At 69.8% G+C, this 20224-nt stretch carries 18 protein-coding genes; 6 read left to right on the top strand and 12 right to left on the bottom strand.

The genetic code is table 11. From position 1 onward, the window contains the following. Positions 1–7: 7 nt before the first annotated feature. From ACG01O_RS19200 to ACG01O_RS19185, 4 genes are all read right to left on the bottom strand, one after another. Positions 8–595, bottom strand: a complete 588-nt coding sequence (locus ACG01O_RS19200) for a GNAT family N-acetyltransferase (protein ID WP_394387018.1) — start codon at positions 593–595, stop codon at positions 8–10. Further along, positions 592–1872 (bottom strand): MFS transporter, encoded by a 1281-nt coding sequence (locus tag ACG01O_RS19195; RefSeq protein WP_394387017.1) that lies wholly within the window; start codon positions 1870–1872, stop codon positions 592–594. The genes ACG01O_RS19200 and ACG01O_RS19195 overlap by 4 nt, the downstream gene beginning before the upstream one ends. A gap of 211 nt (positions 1873–2083) precedes the next feature. After that, on the bottom strand, positions 2084–2455 hold the full coding sequence (locus tag ACG01O_RS19190) for a PPC domain-containing DNA-binding protein (RefSeq protein ID WP_394387016.1): 372 nt from the start codon (positions 2453–2455) through the stop codon (positions 2084–2086). After that, a complete protein-coding gene (locus ACG01O_RS19185) occupies positions 2455–4059 on the bottom strand; it encodes a gamma-glutamyltransferase family protein (RefSeq protein WP_394387015.1) in 1605 nt (534 codons plus the stop codon). The genes ACG01O_RS19190 and ACG01O_RS19185 overlap by 1 nt, the downstream gene beginning before the upstream one ends. Before the next feature lie 125 nt (positions 4060–4184). Here ACG01O_RS19185 and ACG01O_RS19180 point away from each other — a divergent pair, with 125 nt between their 5' ends. Next, positions 4185–4742 (top strand): hypothetical protein, encoded by a 558-nt coding sequence (locus tag ACG01O_RS19180; RefSeq protein WP_394387014.1) that lies wholly within the window; start codon positions 4185–4187, stop codon positions 4740–4742. A 77-nt stretch (positions 4743–4819) separates the two neighbouring features. On the opposite strand, the gene ACG01O_RS19175 is transcribed toward ACG01O_RS19180, so the two are convergent. From ACG01O_RS19175 to ACG01O_RS19160, 4 genes are read right to left on the bottom strand one after another with little or no spacing between them, the layout of a single operon-like run. Next, positions 4820–5821: a S49 family peptidase gene (locus ACG01O_RS19175; protein ID WP_394387013.1), complete on the bottom strand. Its 1002-nt coding sequence runs from the start codon at positions 5819–5821 to the stop codon at positions 4820–4822. Positions 5822–5824: 3 nt separating this feature from the next. Further along, positions 5825–6211, bottom strand: a complete 387-nt coding sequence (locus ACG01O_RS19170; RefSeq protein ID WP_394387012.1) for a Rieske (2Fe-2S) protein — start codon at positions 6209–6211, stop codon at positions 5825–5827. Then, positions 6204–6872: an HAD family hydrolase gene (locus ACG01O_RS19165; protein ID WP_394387011.1), complete on the bottom strand. Its 669-nt coding sequence runs from the start codon at positions 6870–6872 to the stop codon at positions 6204–6206. The genes ACG01O_RS19170 and ACG01O_RS19165 overlap by 8 nt, the downstream gene beginning before the upstream one ends. Continuing rightward, positions 6869–7807 (bottom strand): RluA family pseudouridine synthase, encoded by a 939-nt coding sequence (locus tag ACG01O_RS19160; RefSeq protein WP_394387010.1) that lies wholly within the window; start codon positions 7805–7807, stop codon positions 6869–6871. Before ACG01O_RS19160 ends, ACG01O_RS19165 begins: the two co-directional genes overlap by 4 nt. A 668-nt stretch (positions 7808–8475) precedes the next feature. On the opposite strand from ACG01O_RS19160, the gene ACG01O_RS19155 reads away from it, so the two are divergent. From ACG01O_RS19155 to ACG01O_RS19135, 5 genes are all read left to right on the top strand, one after another. Continuing rightward, the gene (locus ACG01O_RS19155; RefSeq protein WP_394387009.1) at positions 8476–11397 is read left to right on the top strand and encodes an Rne/Rng family ribonuclease; all 2922 of its coding nucleotides are present in this window, start codon (positions 8476–8478) and stop codon (positions 11395–11397) included. Positions 11398–11486: 89 nt separating this feature from the next. Further along, positions 11487–13037 (top strand): POT-type proton-dependent oligopeptide transporter, encoded by a 1551-nt coding sequence (locus ACG01O_RS19150; RefSeq protein WP_394387008.1) that lies wholly within the window; start codon positions 11487–11489, stop codon positions 13035–13037. Between the two features lie 137 nt (positions 13038–13174). Further along, positions 13175–14869 (top strand): hypothetical protein, encoded by a 1695-nt coding sequence (locus tag ACG01O_RS19145; protein WP_394387007.1) that lies wholly within the window; start codon positions 13175–13177, stop codon positions 14867–14869. A gap of 12 nt (positions 14870–14881) precedes the next feature. Then, the gene (locus tag ACG01O_RS19140; RefSeq protein ID WP_394387006.1) at positions 14882–16588 is read left to right on the top strand and encodes a COG3904 family protein; all 1707 of its coding nucleotides are present in this window, start codon (positions 14882–14884) and stop codon (positions 16586–16588) included. A gap of 143 nt (positions 16589–16731) precedes the next feature. Further along, positions 16732–17769 (top strand): hypothetical protein, encoded by a 1038-nt coding sequence (locus tag ACG01O_RS19135; protein ID WP_394387005.1) that lies wholly within the window; start codon positions 16732–16734, stop codon positions 17767–17769. 10 nt (positions 17770–17779) lie between these two features. Here the strand turns inward: ACG01O_RS19135 and acpS are convergent, their stop codons facing one another. From acpS to recO, 4 genes are read right to left on the bottom strand one after another with little or no spacing between them, the layout of a single operon-like run. Further along, positions 17780–18184, bottom strand: coding sequence for a holo-ACP synthase (gene acpS / locus ACG01O_RS19130; RefSeq protein ID WP_394387004.1), 405 nt, complete (start codon positions 18182–18184; stop codon positions 17780–17782). Beyond that, entirely contained in the window at positions 18181–18681 is a 501-nt protein-coding gene (locus tag ACG01O_RS19125) for a GNAT family N-acetyltransferase (RefSeq protein WP_394387003.1), read from the bottom strand. Before ACG01O_RS19125 ends, acpS begins: the two co-directional genes overlap by 4 nt. Continuing rightward, positions 18678–19445 (bottom strand): pyridoxine 5'-phosphate synthase, encoded by a 768-nt coding sequence (locus ACG01O_RS19120; protein WP_394387002.1) that lies wholly within the window; start codon positions 19443–19445, stop codon positions 18678–18680. The genes ACG01O_RS19125 and ACG01O_RS19120 overlap by 4 nt, the downstream gene beginning before the upstream one ends. 4 nt (positions 19446–19449) lie before the next feature. Beyond that, positions 19450–20199 (bottom strand): DNA repair protein RecO, encoded by a 750-nt coding sequence (gene recO, locus ACG01O_RS19115; protein ID WP_394387001.1) that lies wholly within the window; start codon positions 20197–20199, stop codon positions 19450–19452. Positions 20200–20224: the final 25 nt, after the last annotated feature.

The raw sequence follows: 20224 nt of genomic DNA, 5'->3' as shown, positions 1-20224 counted from the left end.
GCACAGGTCAGCCCGCCGGGCGGGCGACCTGGGCGTAGACGGCCGTGTCCCTGGGCTGGCCGTCCACGCCGAGGGTGTCGCAGCGCAACACGCCCTCCAGCTCGAACCCGCAGCGCTCAGCCACGGCACAGCTCTTCAGGTTGCGCGCATCGCAGCGGATCTCCACCCGCCGCGCCTCAAGCAGCCCGAAGGCCAGCACCGACAGCAGGCGCACGGCCTCGCTCACGTGGCCTTGGCCAGCGGCATCCGGCCGGACCCAGTAGCCGATCTCGAACTTGCGCAGCGTCCAGTCGATGCGGTGCAGCCCGGTGCCGCCCAGCAGCCGCCCGGGGCTGCCGTCAGCCCGGCGGGCGTAAATCTGCCAGCACAGGTCGGTGCGCGCGATGAAGTCGGCTTGCATGCGGCGCACCACCAGCTCGGCGCTCTCGGCGCTGGGTGCGTCCTGCGCCCACGGCATCCAGGGACGCAGGTGGGCCAGCGATTGCGTGACGACGACCGCCATTTCGGCACCTAGCCCGGCACGCGGTGCCATCAGGAGGGTGCGCTCGCCATCCAAACGCTCGGGGATGTCGATGAGGACCGGATCGGTACTCATGCTGTGGCCACCTCCACCGGTTTGGGCAGCTCGCGCACGCCGCGGATGACCGGGTGGCGCCAGGCCAGGAGCGCAAGCAGGCAGGCGCCCACGCCGGCAAAACCGAGCGCCGCGCGCAACCCGACATGCTCGCCCAGCCAGCCGCCGATCAAGGCGCCGGGCCCCGCGGGCAACAGGATCAGCCAGCGCATGGTGCTCGTCATGCGGCCCAGCATGGGCGCGGGCGTGACGGCCTGACGCAGCGACAGGAAGTTGATGAAGATCAGCACCGCGCCCACCCCGAAAGCGAAGAGCATCACGCCGAAACTCATGACGCCGAATTGACCCGCCGGGGTCAGGGCCAGTTGCAGCCAGCCCAGGCCACACACCCCGTAGCCCACCACCAGGCATGGCCCCGGCCCGAGGCGCCGGCTGATGCGGTGGCCAAAGATGCTGGCCAGCACGGTGCCCGCGCCCAGCGCCACATAGGACAGGCCGACCGTCTGCGGGCTCAAGCGCAGCTCGCGGGTGGCGAACAGGATCTGCACCACCAGCGCTGCGTTGTGGAAGATCTGCCAGGACCCGGTGGCCGTGGCCAGGCTGACCAGCAGCGGCCGCTCGCGCACGAAACGCAGGCCGGCCTTGAGCTCCTGCCAGAAGTGCTGGTCGCGCCGCTCGGCCAGGGTCTCCTTGACCTGGACGCCGCGCAGGATGGCCGCCGAGATCAGCAGCAGCGCGGCGTCCACCGCCAGCGCCAGCGGTGCCCCGAACAGCTTGATGAGCGCACCCGCCAGGCCCGGGCCGGCCACCTCGGCGCCAGACGAGGCCAGCGCGTTCTTGGCGTGGGCCTCCACCAGGCGTTCGCGCGGCACGACCTGCGTCAGCACGATCTGCGCCGCGCTGCCCGCCACCGTGTAGACACAGCCGAGCACGAAGCCGACGACATAGAGCCAGCCCATGCCCAGCCAGCCCATCCAGGCGGCCAGGGGCACCGTGGCGACCGCCACCGCCAGCAGGCTCTCACCGGCGATGTAGACCGGCAGCTTGCGCACCCGGTCCAGCAGCACGCCGGCCGGCAGCGAGAACAGCACGAAGGGCAGGATCTCCATCGCCTGCAGCAGGCCCATTTGCGTGGGGCTGGCATTCAGCAGCACGGCGGCCGTGAGCGGCAGCGCGAGCATGGTGATCTGCCCGCCGAGCGAGGAGATGAGGATGGACGACCACAGCCGCCGGTACACCGCGTCGCGCAGCAAGTCGCCAGGCGCGAGGGTGAAAAACTGCATCAGACGAGACCACATGGTTAGGCTCTGCTCAAGACCACTCAACACGCAGGCAGCACCTGCGCAGGACGGCGTGAAGCGCACGAACGATACGCCGGGCGGGCCGGCTGCGCTTCGTGGGCGCTTCAGGTGCGCTTCACGCGCACAACAGCGCCGTCAGTCGAGATCGAGCAGCTTGGTCATGCGGTACATGCTAGCAGCGCAAGCCTGCGGCGTCGGGTGCCAGCGGTCACGGGTGGCGGACGACCAGCTCGGTGTACCCGGTGGCCGGGTCCGGCGCCCGTGTCAGGCTGCCAGGCGGCAGCGGCGCGATCAACAACTCCGCCGTGGTGAGCACCTCGCAGCCGGCGCACACATGCCCGCCCATCACGCGCCCGGCCGCGTCTGACACGCTGATGTGCAGGTGCACGCCGGCGGGCGTGAAGCTGCCGCTGAGCGACAGGATCTCCAGCGGGCCGTCGATGCGCGTGGGCCCGGGCGCCCCGGCCAGGCGAAGTTCGGCATGTCGCAGGCTGCCGATGCCAGCCACGACGAAGCCGGTGCCATCGCCCAGCGTGGCACGCAAGTCATCCCCCGGGTGCAGGCGCCGCGCCGCCAGCATCACCACCCCACCGCAGCGCCGTCTCGGCGCGGGTCGCTGGCCGCCACGTAGCCGTCCACGGCCGGGTCGCCCAGGCGCCAGATGAATTGGCCGGCGCCGAAGTCTTGGTAGCTGTCGTGGATGTCGCCGATCTCGTGGCCGCGCGCGCGCAGGCCTTCGACGGTGGCGGCGGGCATGTGGCGTTCCACGTTGATGGACAAGCCCTCGTTGAACCGCCAGCGCGGCGCATCGCACGCGGCCTGCGGGTTCTGGCCGTGGCAGAGCATGCGCACAAGCGTCTGCAGATGCCCCTGCGGCTGCATGTTGCCGCCCATGACGCCGAAGCTCATGACCGGTGCACCGCTCTGCGTCAGAAACGCCGGAATGATGGTGTGGAACGGCCGCTTGCCCGGTGCCACCTGGTTGGCATGCCCGGGCTCCAGCGTGAAGCAGTGGCCGCGGTTTTGAAGGCTCACACCATAGCCCGGCAGCACCAGGCCCGAGCCGAAGCCCATGTAGTTGCTTTGGATGAAGCTGACCATCATGCCGGTCTCGTCGGCCGCGGTCAGGTAGATGGTGCCGCCCTTGATCGGGTTGCCCGCGCCGAAGACCTGGGCCCGTGCGGGGTCGATGAGGCGGGCACGCTCGGCCAGGTAGCCGGGGTCCAGCAGTTGAGCCGGGCTCACCGCCATGGCGTGTGGCTCAGCGACGAAGCGGTAGACATCCGCAAACGCGAGCTTCATCGCTTCGACCATCAGGTGCTGCGCCTCGGGGCTGTCCACGTGATGGTCGGCGTGTTGGGTGCAGGCCAGCAGGCCCAGTGCCATTTGCGCTGCGATGCCCTGACCGTTGGGCGGGATCTCGTGCAGCGTGTGGCCCGCGAAGTCCTGCGCCAGTGGCGTGACCCACTCGGGCTGGTAGCCGGCCAGGTCGGCCTCCGTCAGCGCGCCGCCTGTGTCTCGCGCAAAGCGCGCCAGCGCGGCAGCGATTTCGCCGCTGTAGAACGCCTCGCCGCGCGTCTCGGCAATGAGCCTCAAGCTGCGGGCTGCATCGGGGAAGCAAAAGCGCTCACCGATGGCGGGTGCGCGCCCCCGGGGCAGGAAGGCCCGCGCAAAGCCCGGCTGCGACGTGATCTCGTGCAGCGCCGCAGCCATCGCCCATTTGCCTTGCACGATGGGCGGCACGGCATAGCCGCGCTCGGCGATCTCGATGGCGGGCTGCATCAGGTCGGCGAACGGCAGCCGTCCGAACCGCTCGCTCAGCGCCCTCCACCCGCCCACGGCGCCGGGCACCGTGACCGAGCCCCAACCGCGACGGGGCATGACCTGACCCTCGAAGAAGCTCGGCGTCCAGGCAGCCGGTGCGGGGCCGGAGGCATTGAGCCCATGCAGTTGCCGGCCGTCCCACAGGATGCAGAAGGCGTCCGACCCGAGGCCGTTGCTGCAGGGCTCCACCACCGTCATGCAAGCGGCGGCGGCGATCGCGGCGTCCACCGCATTGCCGCCCGCCTGCAGCACGCGCAAGCCGGCCTGCGCCGCCAGCGGGTGCGAGGTGGAAACCACGTTGCGCGCGAACAGCGGGCTGCGTTGGCTGGGGTAGCCAGCCGTCCAGTTGAAGGTGTTCATGGCACCCGATTCTGGCGGGTGTAAGGCTTTGCAACCGCGTCAACGACGGGCACCGAGGCGTCGTTGTCTGCTCAAGCTTTCGCGAAGCCCGAACCGAAACCTGAAACCACCCTGGAGCCCTCAAGATGAACACGCTGAAGACCTCGATCGCCACCGCCCTCATCACGCTCGCCTCGGGCGTGGCCCTGGCACAAACCGCCGCCCCTGCGGCCACTGCCACCTCGGCTGAAACGAAGGTCGCGGCCCCCGCCGCCACCACGGCACCCGCTGCGACCACCACCGCCGTGACGGCCACCCCGACAGCTGCCCCGACGGCCACGGCCGCCGCCACCCCGGCTCCGACGGCCAAGCCTGCCGTGGCGACTGCAACCACGCCTGCCGCTCCTGCCGCACCGGCCGCCACCTCGGCCACCTCGGCCACTGCGCCGACCGCCGCCAAGCATGCGGCCCATCACAAGGGCCACAAGACGACGGACAAGGCCAGTGAAAAGGCCGGTGACAAGGCCACCAGCAAGGCTGGCGAGAGCGGCATGAACGCGTCCGCCCCCGCAGCACCGGCGGAGAAGCACGTCAAGGTGACCGCACCGGCCGCGGCACCGGCCAAAGCACCGACCACGGCCACCGCCCCGACGACTGCCACGGCCACCGTGACCGCCGCCGCCACCCCGACCAAGACGCAGTAAGCGCAACCGCGCTCAGCGCAAGGCCGCAGTCCTCACGGGCTGCGGCCTTTTTTGTTGACGCTTGCGAACGCGTTGTCTCAGCGCATGGGCGCCAGCTCGCGCAGCGCCTTCACCGCGCCGGCCCCGGCGGCAGCGCCGAAGCGCTTGGCCAGCCGCTCGGCCACGTTGTCGCGCGGGGTGTAGTCGATCACGTCCTCAGCCTTCACCACCTCGCGCGCCACGTAGTCGAGGTTGCCGAAGTGATCGGCCAGCCCAAGGTTCACGGCCTGCTCGCCGTTCCAGAACAGTCCCGAGAAGGTGTCCGGCGTTTCCTTCAAGCGCGAGCCCCGGCCTTCGCGCACCACCGTGATGAATTGCTGGTGGATCTGATCGAGCATGGCCTGGGCGTACGCGCGCTGCTTGGGCGACACGGGGCTGAACGGGTCCAGCATGCCCTTGTTCTCCCCGGCGGTCAGCAGGCGGCGCTCCACGCCCAGCTTGTCCATCAGGCCGGTGAAGCCGAAGCCGTCCATCAGCACGCCGATGGAACCCACCACCGAGGCCTTATCCACGTAGATGTCGTCAGCAGCGGCAGCGATGTAATAGGCCCCGGACGCGCAGATTTCCTCCACCACCGCGTACACCGGCTTGTCGTACAGCTGCTTGAGCCGCTTGATCTCGTCGTACACGATGCCCGCCTGCACCGGGCTGCCGCCGGGCGAGTTGATGCGCAGCACCACCGCCTGGGCGCCTTCGTCCTTGAAGGCGTCCTTCAACGCGGCCAGCAGCAACTCGGCGCTGGCTTCGGTGTCGGCCGCAATCTCGCCCCGCACTTCCACCAGCGCGGTGTGCGGCGTGGTGCTGGGCGTGACATGCCGGCCCTGCGTCCAGGCGCTGTACGCCACCAGGCCCGCCAGCCCCAGCCAGAAGAAGCGCCACACGTTGCGCCAGCGGCGCTCCTGCCGGCGCTCACGCAGGAATTCGCGGGCCAGCTCCGCCATCAGCGGCTCGGGCACGGCGGGTGCAGCCACGGGTGCGGCCACAGGGGCGCCCACGGGTTCGGGCATGGGGGGCGGCAGATCGTCAACAGGGGAGGTCATGCTTCAGTCTTCAAAGGCGGGGCGCGTGTCGGCCGTCGGGTGCCAGAACACCTCGCCGTCACGCTCGGTCAATTCGATCTTGGTGAGCCGGCCGCGGGTGCAGGGGCCCATGAGGCAGCGACCTGACAGCGGGTCGTACACCGCGCCGTGGATGCTGCACATGATGTAGCGCTTGTCGCCGTCTAGGAACTCGCCTTCCTGCCAGTCCATCTCGGTGGGCACGTGGGCACAGCGGTTCAGGTAAGCCACCGCCTGCCCCTCGAACCGCAAGGCGAACGCCCGCACCGGCTCGCGCCACTGCAACACGTCAAAACTGACGGCCTTGCCGCGCTCCGGCAGGTCCGCCGACGCGCACAGCCGCTGCGGCGGCGCGATGGGCTGCTCAGGCATGGGCCACCAGCCAGTCGTGCAACTCCCGCGTGGAGTGCGCAATGAACAAAGGATTGAACGGCGCGAACGCATCGGGGTCATGCGCCCCAAAGCTCACCGCAACACACGGCGCGCCGGCGTTGGCGGCGAGCTGCAGGTCGTGCGTGGTGTCGCCGATCATCAGCGTGCGCTCGGGCTCCACGCCGAACTCGCGCATCAGCTCCAGCAACATCTGCGGGTGCGGCTTGGACTGCGTCTCGTCCGCCGTGCGTGTGCCGTCGAACACGCGCTGCAGCTCGCGGGCGTGCAGCAGCCGGTCCAGGCCCTTGCGCGTCTTGCCAGTGGCCACGGCCAGCCAGTGATGGCGGGCTTTCAGCGCCGCGAGCATGTCCAACGTGCCGTCGAAGAACGACAACTCGTCTTCGGCCGACAGGTAGTGGTGCCGAAAGCGCAAACCCAGTTCCGGGTAGCGCGCCTCCGGAAGGTCCGGCACGGCGTGTTCCAAGGCGTCGCGCAAGCCCAGGCCGATGACGTACTTGGCCCGCTCAAAGTCCGGCTCGGGCACGCCAATGTCCACCGCCGCGCGCTGGATGCAGCGGGCGATCAGCGCCGTGGAGTCGAACAGGGTGCCGTCCCAATCGAAGGCGATCAGGTCAAAGCGTTGGGGTCGGGTCGCGGTCATGGGGCGATCAGCTTCTCACACTCGGGCGGCAGCGGGGCTTCCAGGGTCACCTCCTCGCCGGTGGCGGGGTGCTGGAACCGCAGGCGGCGCGCGTGCAGGAACATGCGGTCAAAGCGCTCGCCGCCCCGCGCCAGGGTTCGGTTCTTCTCGAAATCACCGTATTTGGGGTCGCCCACGATGGGGTGGCCGGCCTGCTGCAAATGCACACGAATCTGGTGCGTGCGGCCGGTTTTGATGGTCACGTCCAACAGGCTGAACTGCGGTGTGGTCTGCACGACCTTGACGAGGCTGATGGAACGCTTGGCGTCTTCCTCACCCTCTTTGCCCGGGCGCACCCAGCGTTCGCCGTCGCTGCCGATGAACTTCACCAAGGGCACGTCGATGACCTTGAGCTTGGCCGGCCAGTCGCCCCACACGAGTGCCGCATACGTCTTGCCCGTCTCGCGGTCGCGCAGTTGATCCTGCAAATTCACCAGCGCGCTGCGCTTCTTGGCAATCATCAAGAGGCCCGAGGTTTCCTTGTCCAGCCGATGCACCAGTTCCAGGAACTTGGCCGTCGGCCGGGCTCGGCGCAGCGCTTCAATGACGCCGTAACTCACGCCCGAGCCGCCGTGCACCGCCACCCCGGCGGGCTTGTCGATCACCAGCAGGTGCTCGTCTTCGAACACCACGGGAAACTCCCGCGCCGGGGCTGCTGGCGCCGCGGCCCGCTCCGGCACCCGGACCGGCGGAATGCGCACCTCGTCGCCCAGTTCCAGCCGGGTGTCGGCCTGTGCGCGACCCTTGTTCACCCGCACTTCGCCCGCCCGGATCACCCGGTAGACATGGGTTTTGGGCACGCCCTTGAGCTCGCGCAGCAGGAAGTTGTCCAGCCGCTGGCCGGCCGAACCCTCGTCCACGATGACACGCCGAACTGCGGGTTTATCCGTACTCACGGCGGTGGTCGCCCCCGTGGCAGGGGCCGCAGGGCCTGCCCCTATAATCCTTTTCACCACGTTGCTGCCGTAAGTGTTTGATTTTTTTGATTTTAGCGGCGGCAACGAGGCGTCCGTGGGGCCCGCCCCACAGGCACAACCAGGCGATGCAACGCATCCAGCAGCCGGCAGGCGGTTTCCCCAAGTGAAATCGCGGTGGGCCACTCGATGCGGCAGAGCGATGACACCCGGAACCCACCCGTGCGACTTCACCCCGCCTCACCGCGAGAAGCGCCACGGTTGCCAAACAAGGTTTTCACGGTGTGAGCGCGCGCGATCGGTCTTTCAGGCCGGGCCGCAAACGCTCGCACCAGCGTCCAGCCCTCCTCCGCGGATGAGCCCTTCCCTTCCCCACCCGCTGCGCCCCGCCGCGCGACCCCAGCCAGAAGCTGCGGTGGTCGTCCGGTCCGGCGCCTTGGCATGCGGCCAGGACGAGGCAGAGCTTTCCCGCGGCAAGAAGAGCCGGTCGCATGCGCCAACGCTGCTCGACGTCTGACCTCCGTCAGAAACCCGAGCGGTCCAGGGCACTCCTTCCACGGTTCCACGCTGTCGCTCGTGCGTCTTGAACGCCACCTGCGGGTGGCTTGACGTGGCGCGCTTCCACCCGAAGCGCGCGAAGGAGTGATGACATGAAACGCATGCTGATCAATGCGACGCAGCCGGAAGAGCGGCGCCTCGCAATCGTTGATGGCCAGAAGCTGCTGGACTTCGAGACCGAAATCGAAGGCCGCGAGCAGCGCAAGGGCAACATCTACAAGGCCGTGGTGACGCGGGTCGAGCCCTCGCTCGAAGCCTGCTTCGTGGACTACGGTGAAGACCGCCACGGCTTCCTGCCGTTCAAGGAAATCTCGCGCCAGTTCTTCCGCGAAGGCACCGACGTCAAGAACGCGACCATCAAGGACGCGATCAAGGAAGGCCAGGAACTGCTGGTGCAGGTCGAGAAGGAAGAGCGCGGCAACAAGGGTGCGGCGCTCACCACCTTCATCTCGCTGGCCGGTCGCTACCTGGTGCTGATGCCCAACAACCCGCGGGGTGGTGGCGTGAGCCGCCGCATCGAGGGCGAAGACCGCGAAGAGCTGAAGGAAAACCTCGACCAGCTCCAGTACCCCAAGGGCATGAGCCTGATCGCCCGCACCGCCGGCATCGGCCGCTCTGCCGCCGAGCTGCAGTGGGACCTGAACTACATGCTCAAGCTGTGGGACGCCATCGACGGCGCCTCCAAGGCGGGCAAAGGCGCCTTCCTGATTTACCAGGAGTCGTCGCTGGTCATCCGCGCCATCCGCGACTACTTCACCGCCGACATCGGCGAGATCCTGATCGACACGGACGACCTGTTCGAGCAGGCCCACCAGTTCATGAACCACGTGATGCCCGACCAGGGCCATCGCGTGAAGCGCTACCGCGATGACGCGCCGCTGTTCAGCCGCTTCCAGATCGAGCACCAGATCGAGACGGCCCACAGCCGCACGGTGAACCTGCCCTCGGGCGGCGCCATCGTCATCGACCACACCGAAGCGCTCGTCTCGGTGGACGTCAACTCCGCCCGCGCCACCCGCGGCGGCGACATCGAAGAAACCGCCACCCGCACCAACCTGGAAGCGGCCGACGAAATCGCCCGCCAGATGCGCCTGCGCGACCTGGGCGGCCTGATCGTCGTGGACTTCATCGACATGGAGGAGTCCAAGAACCGCCGTGACGTGGAACAGCGCCTGCGCGACGCCCTGCGCAACGACCGCGCCCGCGTGCAGTTCGCCTCCATCAGCAAGTTCGGCCTGCTGGAAATGAGCCGCCAGCGCCTGCGCCCGGCCCTCAGCGAAGGCAACCACATCACCTGCCCGCGCTGCAACGGCACCGGCCACATCCGCGACACGGAGTCCTCGGCGCTGCAAATCCTGCGCATGGTCCAGGAAGAGGCCATGAAGGACAACACCGCCGCCGTGCACGTGCAAGTGCCGGTGGAAGTGACGTCGTTCCTGCTGAACGAGAAGCGCACCGAGATCACCAAGATCGAACTCAAGCAGCGCGTGACCGTGCTGCTGGTGCCCAACAAGCACCTCGAGACGCCGAACTACAAGCTGGAGCGCCTGCGCCACGACGACCCGCGTCTGGAAAACCTGCAGGCCAGCTACACCATGATCGACGAGCCGACCGACGAGGTGGGCATCACCCGCCGTGGCGACGTCGAGAAGAAGAACAAGCAGGAGCCTGTGATCAAGGGCATCCTGCCCGAGCAGCCGGCGCCCATGCCGGAACCCGCCCCCGCCCCGGTCGCAGCCCCCGTAGCCGCACCGGCGCCGGTCGTGGCCGCGCCGGCCCCCGCCCCCAAGGGCTTCTTCAGCCGTCTGTTCGGCGCCCTCTTCGGTGGCGGCGCGGCTGCACCGGCGCCGGCTCCGGCCGTGGAAGCCCCGGCTCCGGCCCCGGCCGCAACCGACAAACCCAAGCGCGAAGGCGGCCGTGACGGTCGCCGCGACGGCCGCCGTGGCGACCGCAGCGAGCGCGGGGAACGTGGCGAGCGTGGTGAGCGCAGCGACGGCCGCAACGCCGGTGGCCGCCGCGACGGCAAGCCCCAAGAGGGCCGCAACGACCGCGGTGACCGCAACAACAAGCGTCCGGAAGCAGGCGACAAGGCCGAGGCCTCGACGCAGCGTCCGGAGCGTGGCGAACGCACGGAGCGCGCAGAACGTGGTGAGCGCAGCGAGCGTGGCGAACGCCGCCCGCGTGGTGAGCGTCAAGACCGCCCGGACCGTGCCGAGCGCACCCCGGCGGACGTGACGGCCGCCCTGCCCGTCACCGCGTCGCTGACCGAAGATCAGGCCGCCGCGCATGACTCGCCGCCCGCGTTCGTCGACAGCCAGGCCGAAGGCGCGTTGCCGCCCACCGGCGACACCCCGGCCGGCGAAGAACGCCAAGGCCGTGGCCGCCGCCGCCGCCGTGGTGGCCGTGACCGCGACGACCAAGCCGGCTCGGACGGCGCAGCCGCACCGTCCACCACTGACACCGCGGAAGGCACCGACGCCGCGGCATCGGCTGCGATCGACGCGCCCGCCGAGGGCGGTGCCGCCGCCGCCGAAGGTGACGACGCAGGTGAAGGCCATGGCCGCGAAAGCCGTCGCCGTGGCGGCCGCGGCCGCAACCGCAACCGCCGCGAAGACGCAGCCGCTGATGGCCAGGACGCCCCGGCCGCCGACGCTGCCGCGCCGGTGCAAAGCTCGCTGATCGAAGACGCCATGGCCAACGCCGCGGCACCGGCTGCTGCCGCACCGGCGCCTGTGGCCGAAGCGCCTGCCGCAGCCGCGCCTACCGCCCCCGTGGTGCAGCCGTTCGCGCTGCCGATGAGCGAACTGCACGCGATTGCCGACGCTGCCGGCCTGCAGTGGGTCAACTCCGACGCCGACAAGATCGCTGCCGCACAAGTCGCGATTGCCGCCGAGCCCGCCCCGGCCCCGCTGGGCCGTGAACCGGCACCGGTGGTGGTGCTGGACGAAGGCCCGCTGGTGCTCGTGGAAACCCGCAAGGATCTGAGCCAGGTGAAGCTGCCTTTCGAGGCATGATGCGCCACGGCTGATTTCCGCCCCCTCAAACGCCGCCGGCCACAAGCCGTGCGGCGTTTTCCATTCCTGAGCTCCATCGAGGCTGCTTCATGACCACCCTCTCCGCGAACCCCCACGCGCCTGCCGCGGCGGCCAAGATGCCGCCGCAGATTCCGTACATCATCGGCAACGAAGGCTGTGAGCGCTTCAGCTTCTACGGCATGCGCAACATCCTGACGATGTTCCTCATGACCAGCCTGCTGATGGCCGTGCCCGAGGACCTGCGCAAGGCCGAGGCCAAGGAGGTGTTCCACACCTTCGTGATCGGCGTGTATTTCTTCCCGCTGCTGGGCGGCTGGCTGGCCGACCGCTTCTTCGGCAAGTACCCCACGATCTTCTGGCTGAGCCTGCTGTACTGCGCGGGCCACGCCTGCCTGGCGATCTTCGAGAACAACCTGCGGGGCTTCTACTTCGGCCTGTTCCTGATCTCGCTCGGCTCCGGCGGCATCAAGCCGCTGGTGAGCTCCTTCGTGGGCGACCAGTTCGACAAGAGCAACCGGTCCCTGGCCCAGAAGGTGTACGACGCGTTCTACTGGATCATCAACTTCGGCAGCTTCTTCGCGTCGCTGCTGATGCCGCTGATCCTGAAGAAGTACGGCGCCAGCATCGCCTTCGGCCTGCCCGGCGTGCTGATGGCCCTGGCCACGCTGATCCTCTGGAGCGGCCGCCACAAGTACGTGCACGAACCCGCCCGCGGCGCCAACCCGCACAGCTTCCTGAAGGTGGTGCTCACGGCCCTGAAGGCCGGCGGCCTGGGGCTGTCGGTTGCGGTGCTGGGCCTGGGGCTGGCGGCCTACAGCCTGAGCCAGATGGGCAGCCTCGGCTTCGTGCCGGCGGTGTGCCTGGCCCTGGTGCTGGTGATGGCCTTCGGCGGCGTGGGCGCAGCCCTGCAACTGGAGCGCGCACGCGGCGTGCATCCGGACGATGCGGTGGACGGCGTGCGCGCCGTGCTGCGCGTGCTGGTGCTGTTTGCGCTGGTCACGCCGTTCTGGTCGCTGTTCGACCAGAAGGCCTCCACCTGGGTGCTGCAGGCCAACCAGATGACCAAGCCCGAGTGGTTCGAGTCGTCCATGATGCAGGCGCTGAACCCGGCGCTGGTGATGATCCTCATCCCCTTCAACAACCTGGTGCTCTACCCGCTGCTGGAGCGCACCGGCGTGCGCGTGACGGCGCTGCGCCGCATGGGTGCGGGCATTGCGCTGGCCGGCGCGGCCTGGATCGTGGCCGGCGTGTTGCAGTTGTGGCTGGACGCGGGTAACGCGGTCAGCATCGTCTGGCAGATGCTTCCGTATGCCTTGCTGACGCTGGGCGAGGTGCTGGTGTCGGCCACCGGGCTGGAGTTCGCGTACAGCCAGGCGCCGCTGTCGATGAAGGGCACCATCATGAGCTTCTGGAGCCTGTCGGTCACGGTGGGCAACCTGTGGGTGCTGCTGTCCAACATCAGCATCAAGAGCCCCAGCGCCTTGGCGGCGATCCAGTCCACCGGGTACAGCGAAACCGCCTGCCTGATGTTCTTCTTCGCCGGCTTCGCCCTGGTGGCGGCCGCCGTGTTTGGCTTGGTGGCACGCCGCTACCCGATGCTGAACAACTACCGCGGCTGAGATCGGTGAAATTACCGAGGGCGGGCCGTGAGGCGGGCCCTCGGTGCGACGGGCCCCTAAACTGCCCGTCGCCTGCAGGGCGCGGCCGCGGGGCCGCACGGTCCACCGGGCGATTCACCCACCGAATGTGTGCCGCCATGACCTGCGCCCCCCGCCACGACCGCACGCGCCGCTCGCGCTTGAGCCCCGGCGCGACGGCGGCCTGCGTGGCGGCCTGCATCGTGGCCCTCTGCGCGCTCAGCGCGTGCGGAGGCGGTGGCAGCAGCAGCGCCATCGCCCCCACCCCTGCGCCGGCCCCCACGCCCAGCGTCTCGCCCCTGCAACCACCGGCACCGCCCGCCGTGGAGCCCGACGACGCCCGAGGCGCCATGCCCGGCCTGAACGGGGTTCGCGCCCGGATCTCCATTCCGGCCGGCTGGGACGCCAGCGTGTGCCTGAACCTCGACGTGTTCAACCGCCACCCCAGCGCCCCCCTTCAGCGCTGGGAAGCCGTGGTGGACCTGGGCGTGTGGACCTTGCGCAGCACGCCCGGCGCTCGGGCGGAGGGCACCACCGGCTTCATCACGGTGCGATCCGACGCCCTGGCCCCTGCCGTGGCGGCGGGCACGCAGACGCAAGCGCAGCTGTGCCTGCAACCCCGCAGCACCTGGGACCGCACGCCCACGCTCGTCAGCGTCGGCAGCGACCTGCCCGCCGCCAGTGCGGATCCGCTGGAAGCCGGGTTGTGGCGCCTGGTGTCGGCCAGTTCACGGCTGACCGCCAGTTGGCAGGCCTCCGGCCGCTTCGCGATGCGACCGTACAGCGGCCACCCCGATCAGCAATGGCGCCTGCGGGCCCAAGCCAACGGCAGCTACCGCTTCGCGCTGGCCAGCCGCGACCAGTGCCTGGGCGCCGCCTCGCCCGCCGTGCCGCTGGTGGCCTGCAACGCGGCCGCGCCCGGCTGGACGCTGGAGACCCTGCGCGCCCGCAGTGACGCGGCGCCTGGACGCTTTCGGCTGCACCGCAGCGACGGCGACAGCGAGTGCCTGCGCCTGAACGAGAGCGAGGCCGCGACTCTGGGGGCCTGCGATGCACAGTCCGACCTCTACCTGGAACCGGTGGGGTATGGCGAACGCGTGGCGCCCGTGGAATTCGAGCTGCGCGGACGGCTGCTGATCAAGCCCAGCACCGATGTGGCAAGCCCGCGCATGATCGGCCGCATCCCGGCGGACACGCAGGCCGCCGTGCAACTCGCCTACCGAGACCACCTGCCCGTGTGGTTCCAGCGCGCCACCGACGGCCGCGTGCGCTGGGTGGGCGACAGCGTCATCGCCTCCCCCATGACGTCTGCGGTGGTGGAAGGCGGCAACGCCCTGCCCTCGGCCGCGACGATGCCAGCCGATGTGGCGGCCTTCTTGCCCCTCGGTCGCTACGACACGGCCGCCGTGTTCTACATCTCCGGGGTGGACGCGGCAGGCGCGCCGGTCGCCGGCGGCTGGGGTTGGGGGCCGGGCGCCAGCGCGGCGTCCAACGGCACGCTGTGGGTCACCGTGAACGGCGGCGCCACGCCCGCGGCGGCCTGGGTGTCGTGGCAGAACGAGCCCATCGAAGTGTTCGTGCACGAGCCCATGCACGGGCTGGACAGTTATTTCGACCGCCTGGGTGTGCCCTTGCCTGAGGGCTACCTGCACGGCGGCGAACAAAACCTCTACGCCAACAACCAGCACGGCTGGCTGCCCTGGTACCGCGACATCCTGCTGGGCCGCGTGATCGCGGCGGACGGCAGTTATCGCGGCTACGGCCCCCGTGCCTTCCAACTCGGCCCGCCGCGCCTGCGCGTGGCCGCGCCTTGACCGCTGCATTCCATGAACGACGCCACCCGCCGCCGCCCCTACATCGACCCCACCTCCGCCGAAGCGGAGGCCCAGGCCGCGCCCAAGCCCGACGAGCCGCCTGCGACCTGGCAGCTGGCGTCCAAGCGCCCGCGCCCGCCCTCCCAACCCGGCCGCCCGCCGCGCGGCGCGTTGCCAACCGAGGGCTCGTACTTTGCGCGCCACTGGCGCGGCGAGATGAGCCTGCCGCGCAGCTTCTGGGTCAACCACATGCTGGTGGCCACGCCGCTGGCGATGCTGCTCACGGGCTTGATGAGCTGGATCAGCGTGAAGGGCGATTCGCTGCAGATCAACGCCATCGTCGTGCTGCTGGGTTTCCCGCTGCTGACCGCCTTGGACGTGTGGTGCATCGTCGGCGCCTGGCGGGCGGCCACCGTGTACTTGCGACACCACGGGTCGCTGCTATGGGGCTGGCTCACACGCGGCGCGCTGGTGCTGGGCACGCTGCAACTGGCCGCGTCACTGCTGTTCGGCCTGCTGCCCAGCCTGGGGGAGTATTGGCAAATGGCGCGGGGCATCGACCCCATCGGCCAAGCCACGTTCACCGTGGCTGAAGACGGGCGCAGCCTGCTGCTGTCGGGCGTCATCGGCATGGGGGACGGCGAGCGCCTGCGCGCCTTGCTGGCCAGCGACGCCGCGCGGGACCTGAAGCGCGTGGAGTTGTCGTCTCCGGGCGGCCGGGTGCGCGAGGCCGAGCAGATGGCTGCGGCCGTGAAGGCGCACCGCCACGAGTCGCGCGCAGTGGGCACCTGTGCCAGCGCCTGCACGCTGGTGTTCCTGGCCGGCAGCCAGCGGCACCTGGCCCCGGAAGGCCAACTGGGCTTCCACCGCGCGTCCACCGGCACGTTCAACCCGGTGTTCGAGCAACTGGCCAACCAGCAGCTGGCCAGCACCTACCGCAGCCTGGGCCTGCCCGAGGCCATGATCGAGAAGACGCTGCGCACGCCGGCGCGGTCGATGTGGTTCGTGCCGCGCGAGGAGCTGCAGTCCTACCAATTGATCGCACCGTCGCCGCGCACCTTGGCGATTGCGCTGCCGCCGGCCGGCGCCCCGTTGGCCGACTACACCGACACGCTGCGCCAGCACCCGGTGTGGCAGGCGCTGGACCGCCGCACCCACGGCACCATCGACACCGTGGCGCAGCGCATGCTGGCCGCGCGTGCCGCCGGGGCGGCCGACGATGCGGTGCAAGCCACGGTGCTGGCCCCGCTCGCCAGCCAGATGCCGAGTCTTCTGCAAAACACCGACGGCGTGCTGCGCCGGCGCTACGTGCAGATCGTGAACGACCAGCTCAAGGCGCTGCGCACGCCCGCCACCGGCAGCAACCGCGCCCTGTGCCGCGACCTGCTGGACGGTCGGCTGACCGCCCGTACGCAGATGCCGCAGGAGCTCCAGGCGCGCGAAGCAGCCTGGCTGCTGGACGCGGCCAACGGCACGCCGCCGCGCTTCCAGCCCAAGGCGCCGACGCGCATTGAAGTCGAGGTGCTGGATCGCTCGGTGGGCAGTGCCGCCATGGGCCTGCTGTCCCGCCTGTGGGCCGACGCCCCCGACGCGCCGGGCGCCTCGCCCGCCGCGGCAGCCGCGTCCTGCGACCCGGTCATCGCGCTGCTGGACCGCCTGCCGGCGCAAACGCCGGCTCGCCGTGAGCTGGCCGAGCGGCTGATGTTCCACCCGCGCTGAGTTCGCTGGCGCGTCCACCGCGCTGCGTCCTCCAAATCGCCATCCTTCACACACCATCCATATGCGGCGCTTACACGGTGCCTCCTAGGATGCCCCGCACCCCGCCGATGTGGCGGCGTTCCTCTCCCGGAGTCCCATCCATCATGTCCTTCCCATTCCCGCTGCGTGCGCCCGCCCTGGCCGCCTTGCTGACTGCATCCCTGCTGGGCGCGCAACCCGCGGCCCAAGCCGCACCGGCCGCGTCCGCCGCCATCAGCCTGGACACCACGCCCCGCGCCGGCCAGCACCAGCGGCAGTTGATTGACATCCAGGCCGTCATGAAAATGCGCGCCGAAGCTGCTGCTGACGCCACGGACGAACAGCGCGCGAAGACCGCCAAGGCCAACGAGCAGATGGCCCAGATGGGCGGCATGAAGATGACCATGCAGATGGAGCAGACGATGAAGGTCGGCCAGCCGGATGCCGCCGGCTGGTTGCCCTTGACCGTCACCTCCGGCAGCAAGAAGGGCACCATGCAGATGGGCGACAAGGTCATTCCCCTGCCGGACGGCAAGCAGGGCGACATGGCCATCACCGCCCGATTCAACCCGCGAGACTTCAGCTTTGAGGTCCAGAAAATCGAGGGCAGTTCACCCGAGATGAACGCGCTGATGCGGGCCCAGGGCGAGACCCTCATCAGCCAGGCGCTGCAACTGCCCAAGGCGCTCAGCCAGCAACCGCTGAAGGTGGGCGAGAGCGTGACGGTGCCGTTCAACATGGCGATGCCCGTGCCGGTGCCGGGTGCGGGCGGCGGCATGCAGGCCCAGATCCACTACACCCTGGTTCGCGTGGACAAGGGCGTGGCCTACTTCGACCTCGGCATGACGCTGGACGTCAAGCTGGACACCCCGCTTCCCAAGCCCGCCGCGGCCGCGGCTGCGGCCTCGTCCGCTTCTGCGGCGGAGACCACCGACACACCGGACGCCCCGCCCCGCATGTTGCACGTGGTGATGACCGGCGGCGGCAAGGGCACGAGCAGCCTGCGCCTGGCCGACCGCCTGCCGCTGGCCGGCCAGCTGACCATGGACATGAAGATGACCATGGACGGCCCCGACCACCAGCGGGTGCTGATGGACATGGACATGGCCATGCAGACCAAGGGCGAGTCGCTGGCCAAGCCCGCGACCAAGAAGAAGCCGTGACCGGGCCGGCCTACGCGGCCGGCGGCGCCTGCTCGACGACGACGAAGCTGACCGCGTAGTCGCTCTCGTCGCTGAGCGTGACGAGGCCGCTCAGGCGGCGTTCGGCAAACCAGTCGGCCAGCGGGCCCAGCAGCTTCAGCACGGGCCGGCCGCTGGCCTCGTTGAGGATCTGGCAGTCGGGCAGCCGCATGGGCAGGTGCAGGCCCAGGCCGATGGCCTTGCTGAAGGCCTCCTTGGCCGAAAAGCGTGTGGCCAGGAAACGCACGCCACGCGCGTGCGAACGCTCCCGCCGCGCCAGGAACACTTGCAGCTCCTGCGGGCCCAGCACCTTCTCGGCAAAGCGGTCACCGCGCCGGGCCAGGGTGGTCTCGATGCGGCGGATGTCGCAGATGTCGGTGCCGATGCCGTAGATCATGCGCACTCCCAGGCGTAGACGAAATTGCGGTGGGCCTGGCCGTCGAGGATGAAGTCGGTCTCGCCCTTCACCACACCACCTTCACGCGCATAAAACCGCTGCGCGCCGGTGTTGCCGGCCCAGACGGTCAGCCACAGGCCGTCGGCCGGCCACGTGGCCCGCGCCGCCTTCAGCAGATGCACGCCCTGGCCCTGGCCGGTGCAGGGCGGCGCCACGTACAGGCGCTCCAGCTCCACCGTCGCGCGGGCTGCCACGGGCGCTGTCGCGCCGCGGCGCAGCTGGGCCAAGGCCTGCAAGTGGCCCTCGTGTTCATGCACCCACAAGGCGCGGTCGGGGTCGGCCAACAGGTGGCGAAACGCCCCTTCGCTGAACGACGCCGCGAGGTAGGGCAACACGCCGGCGTGCACGCCCGATTGGGCATAACTGTCCAGCCACACCCACTGTGCCAGGGCCGCCAGGCGCGGCGCGTCGTCGGCATGGGCCCGCCGCAGGTTCATGTGCCGGCGGTTGCAATGGCGCGCAGGTAGGCGCGCACAGTCTCGGCGTAGCCCAGTTCCAGCGCATCGGCGATCAGTGCGTGGCCGATGGACACCTCCTGCACCCCGGGCACGGCGGCCAGGAAGGCGCCGAGGTTGTCGCGGTTCAGGTCATGCCCGGCGTTGATGCCCAGCCCCGCCTGCAAGGCGGCCTGTGCCGTGGCGGTGAAGCCCGCCAGCACGTCGGCCTGGCGCGGCGTGCCGAAGGCGCTGGCGAAGGTCTCGGTGTACAGCTCGATGCGATCGGCGCCCAGCTCCGCCACCGCGGCCATGGCAGCGGGAAGCGGGTCCATGAACAGGCTCACACGCACACCCAGGTCTTGCGCCTCGCGGATCAGCGGCGCCAGGCGCGCCGCGTCTTGCGGAAGCGTCCAGCCGTGGTCCGACGTGAACTGATCTTCCGCATCGGGCACGAAGGTGACCTGGTGCGGCCGGTGGCGGCGCACGAAGTCCATCAGGTTCTGGGTGGGGTTGCCCTCGATGTTGAACTCGGCCTGCGGCCAATCCTTCAGGAAGGCGGCCAGGTCGTCCACATCCCTGGCGCGAATGTGCCGCTCGTCCGGCCGCGGGTGCACGGTGATGCCCTGCGCGCCGGCCTGCAGGCACTGCTCGGCGGCCCGCAACACGCTGGGAATGCCCAGGTGGCGGGTGTTGCGAAGCAGCGCGACCTTGTTGACGTTGACCGACAGCGCGCAGCGACCGCTGGCAGGAGCGAAGGGATTCATGGGTTCAAACATCCAGCAGTTGTTGCACGTCCAGCATCAGCGCCCGGGTGCGCAGCGGCTGGTGGCCCAAATGGTAGTGAAGCAGGCCGCGCAGGGTCGTCTTGAGCCCCTGGGGGGCTGCCGCACAGGTCTGGCGCAAGGCGGCGGGGCTGCCGTGCAGGAGCGCCGCCTGCAGTTGAATGAGCAGCGCGCCGGGCAGGCTCGCGTCGCTGACCGGCGGGATCACGCCCGACTCGGGCGAGAGTTGGTAACGCCGCTCCGGGTCCACCGCGGCCTGGGTGGGCGTGACCACGCTGAGGTCTGGCAGCAAGCCCAGCGCCGACAGCAGCTGGATTTCAAACGCCCGCAACGTACTGTCGCCCTCGGCCAGATGCGCCAGCGCATCGGCGTAGGCGTCGAACAACTCGGGGTGCGGGTCGTGTCGGGCCAGCAGCTTGAGCAGCAGTTCGTTCAGGTAGTAGCCCGAGAACAGCGCCGCCCCGGAGGGCAGCGTGGCGCCGCCGCCCCACTCGGCGCTGCGAAGCGTCTGCACCTCGCCCCCGTCGGCCTTGGCCGGGCGGCTGAGGCTCACGGTGATGCGCTGCAGCGGCAACAACACGGCGCGCAGCTGCGAGTACGGGCGCTTGGCCCCCTTGGCTGCCACCGCCACCCGCCCGGACTCGCGCGTGAACAGGTCCAGGATCAAGCTGGACTCGCTCCAGTCGTGCTGGTGCAGGACGTAGGCCGGCTGGCTGGGCGGCAGGCGTGGGCTCATGGGTGTCGCCCGTGCGGGCCGGCGC

Origin of the sequence: Pelomonas baiyunensis (genome assembly GCF_043555935.1) — a bacterium.
Taxonomy (GTDB): domain Bacteria; phylum Pseudomonadota; class Gammaproteobacteria; order Burkholderiales; family Burkholderiaceae_C; genus Pelomonas; species Pelomonas baiyunensis.
The sequence above is the reverse complement of the archived record's forward strand: the minus strand, read 5'-3'. Positions and strand labels throughout refer to the sequence as shown.

Excerpts from the sequence above, each read along its gene's own strand:
- ACG01O_RS19195 (WP_394387017.1), bottom strand. The coding sequence starts at position 1,872 with ATGTGGTCTCGTCTGATGCAGTTTTTCACCCTCGCGCCTGGCGACTTG.
- ACG01O_RS19170 (WP_394387012.1), bottom strand. The coding sequence starts at position 6,211 with ATGCCTGAGCAGCCCATCGCGCCGCCGCAGCGGCTGTGCGCGTCGGCG.
- ACG01O_RS19175 (WP_394387013.1), bottom strand. The coding sequence starts at position 5,821 with ATGACCTCCCCTGTTGACGATCTGCCGCCCCCCATGCCCGAACCCGTG.
- ACG01O_RS19200 (WP_394387018.1), bottom strand. The coding sequence starts at position 595 with ATGAGTACCGATCCGGTCCTCATCGACATCCCCGAGCGTTTGGATGGC.
- ACG01O_RS19135 (WP_394387005.1), top strand. The coding sequence starts at position 16,732 with ATGTCCTTCCCATTCCCGCTGCGTGCGCCCGCCCTGGCCGCCTTGCTG.
- ACG01O_RS19145 (WP_394387007.1), top strand. The coding sequence starts at position 13,175 with ATGACCTGCGCCCCCCGCCACGACCGCACGCGCCGCTCGCGCTTGAGC.
- ACG01O_RS19185 (WP_394387015.1), bottom strand. The coding sequence starts at position 4,059 with ATGAACACCTTCAACTGGACGGCTGGCTACCCCAGCCAACGCAGCCCG.
- ACG01O_RS19190 (WP_394387016.1), bottom strand. The coding sequence starts at position 2,455 with ATGCTGGCGGCGCGGCGCCTGCACCCGGGGGATGACTTGCGTGCCACG.
- recO (WP_394387001.1), bottom strand. The coding sequence starts at position 20,199 with ATGAGCCCACGCCTGCCGCCCAGCCAGCCGGCCTACGTCCTGCACCAG.
- acpS (WP_394387004.1), bottom strand. The coding sequence starts at position 18,184 with ATGATCTACGGCATCGGCACCGACATCTGCGACATCCGCCGCATCGAG.
- ACG01O_RS19120 (WP_394387002.1), bottom strand. The coding sequence starts at position 19,445 with ATGAATCCCTTCGCTCCTGCCAGCGGTCGCTGCGCGCTGTCGGTCAAC.
- ACG01O_RS19140 (WP_394387006.1), top strand. The coding sequence starts at position 14,882 with ATGAACGACGCCACCCGCCGCCGCCCCTACATCGACCCCACCTCCGCC.
- ACG01O_RS19180 (WP_394387014.1), top strand. The coding sequence starts at position 4,185 with ATGAACACGCTGAAGACCTCGATCGCCACCGCCCTCATCACGCTCGCC.
- ACG01O_RS19165 (WP_394387011.1), bottom strand. The coding sequence starts at position 6,872 with ATGACCGCGACCCGACCCCAACGCTTTGACCTGATCGCCTTCGATTGG.
- ACG01O_RS19155 (WP_394387009.1), top strand. The coding sequence starts at position 8,476 with ATGAAACGCATGCTGATCAATGCGACGCAGCCGGAAGAGCGGCGCCTC.
- ACG01O_RS19125 (WP_394387003.1), bottom strand. The coding sequence starts at position 18,681 with ATGAACCTGCGGCGGGCCCATGCCGACGACGCGCCGCGCCTGGCGGCC.
- ACG01O_RS19150 (WP_394387008.1), top strand. The coding sequence starts at position 11,487 with ATGACCACCCTCTCCGCGAACCCCCACGCGCCTGCCGCGGCGGCCAAG.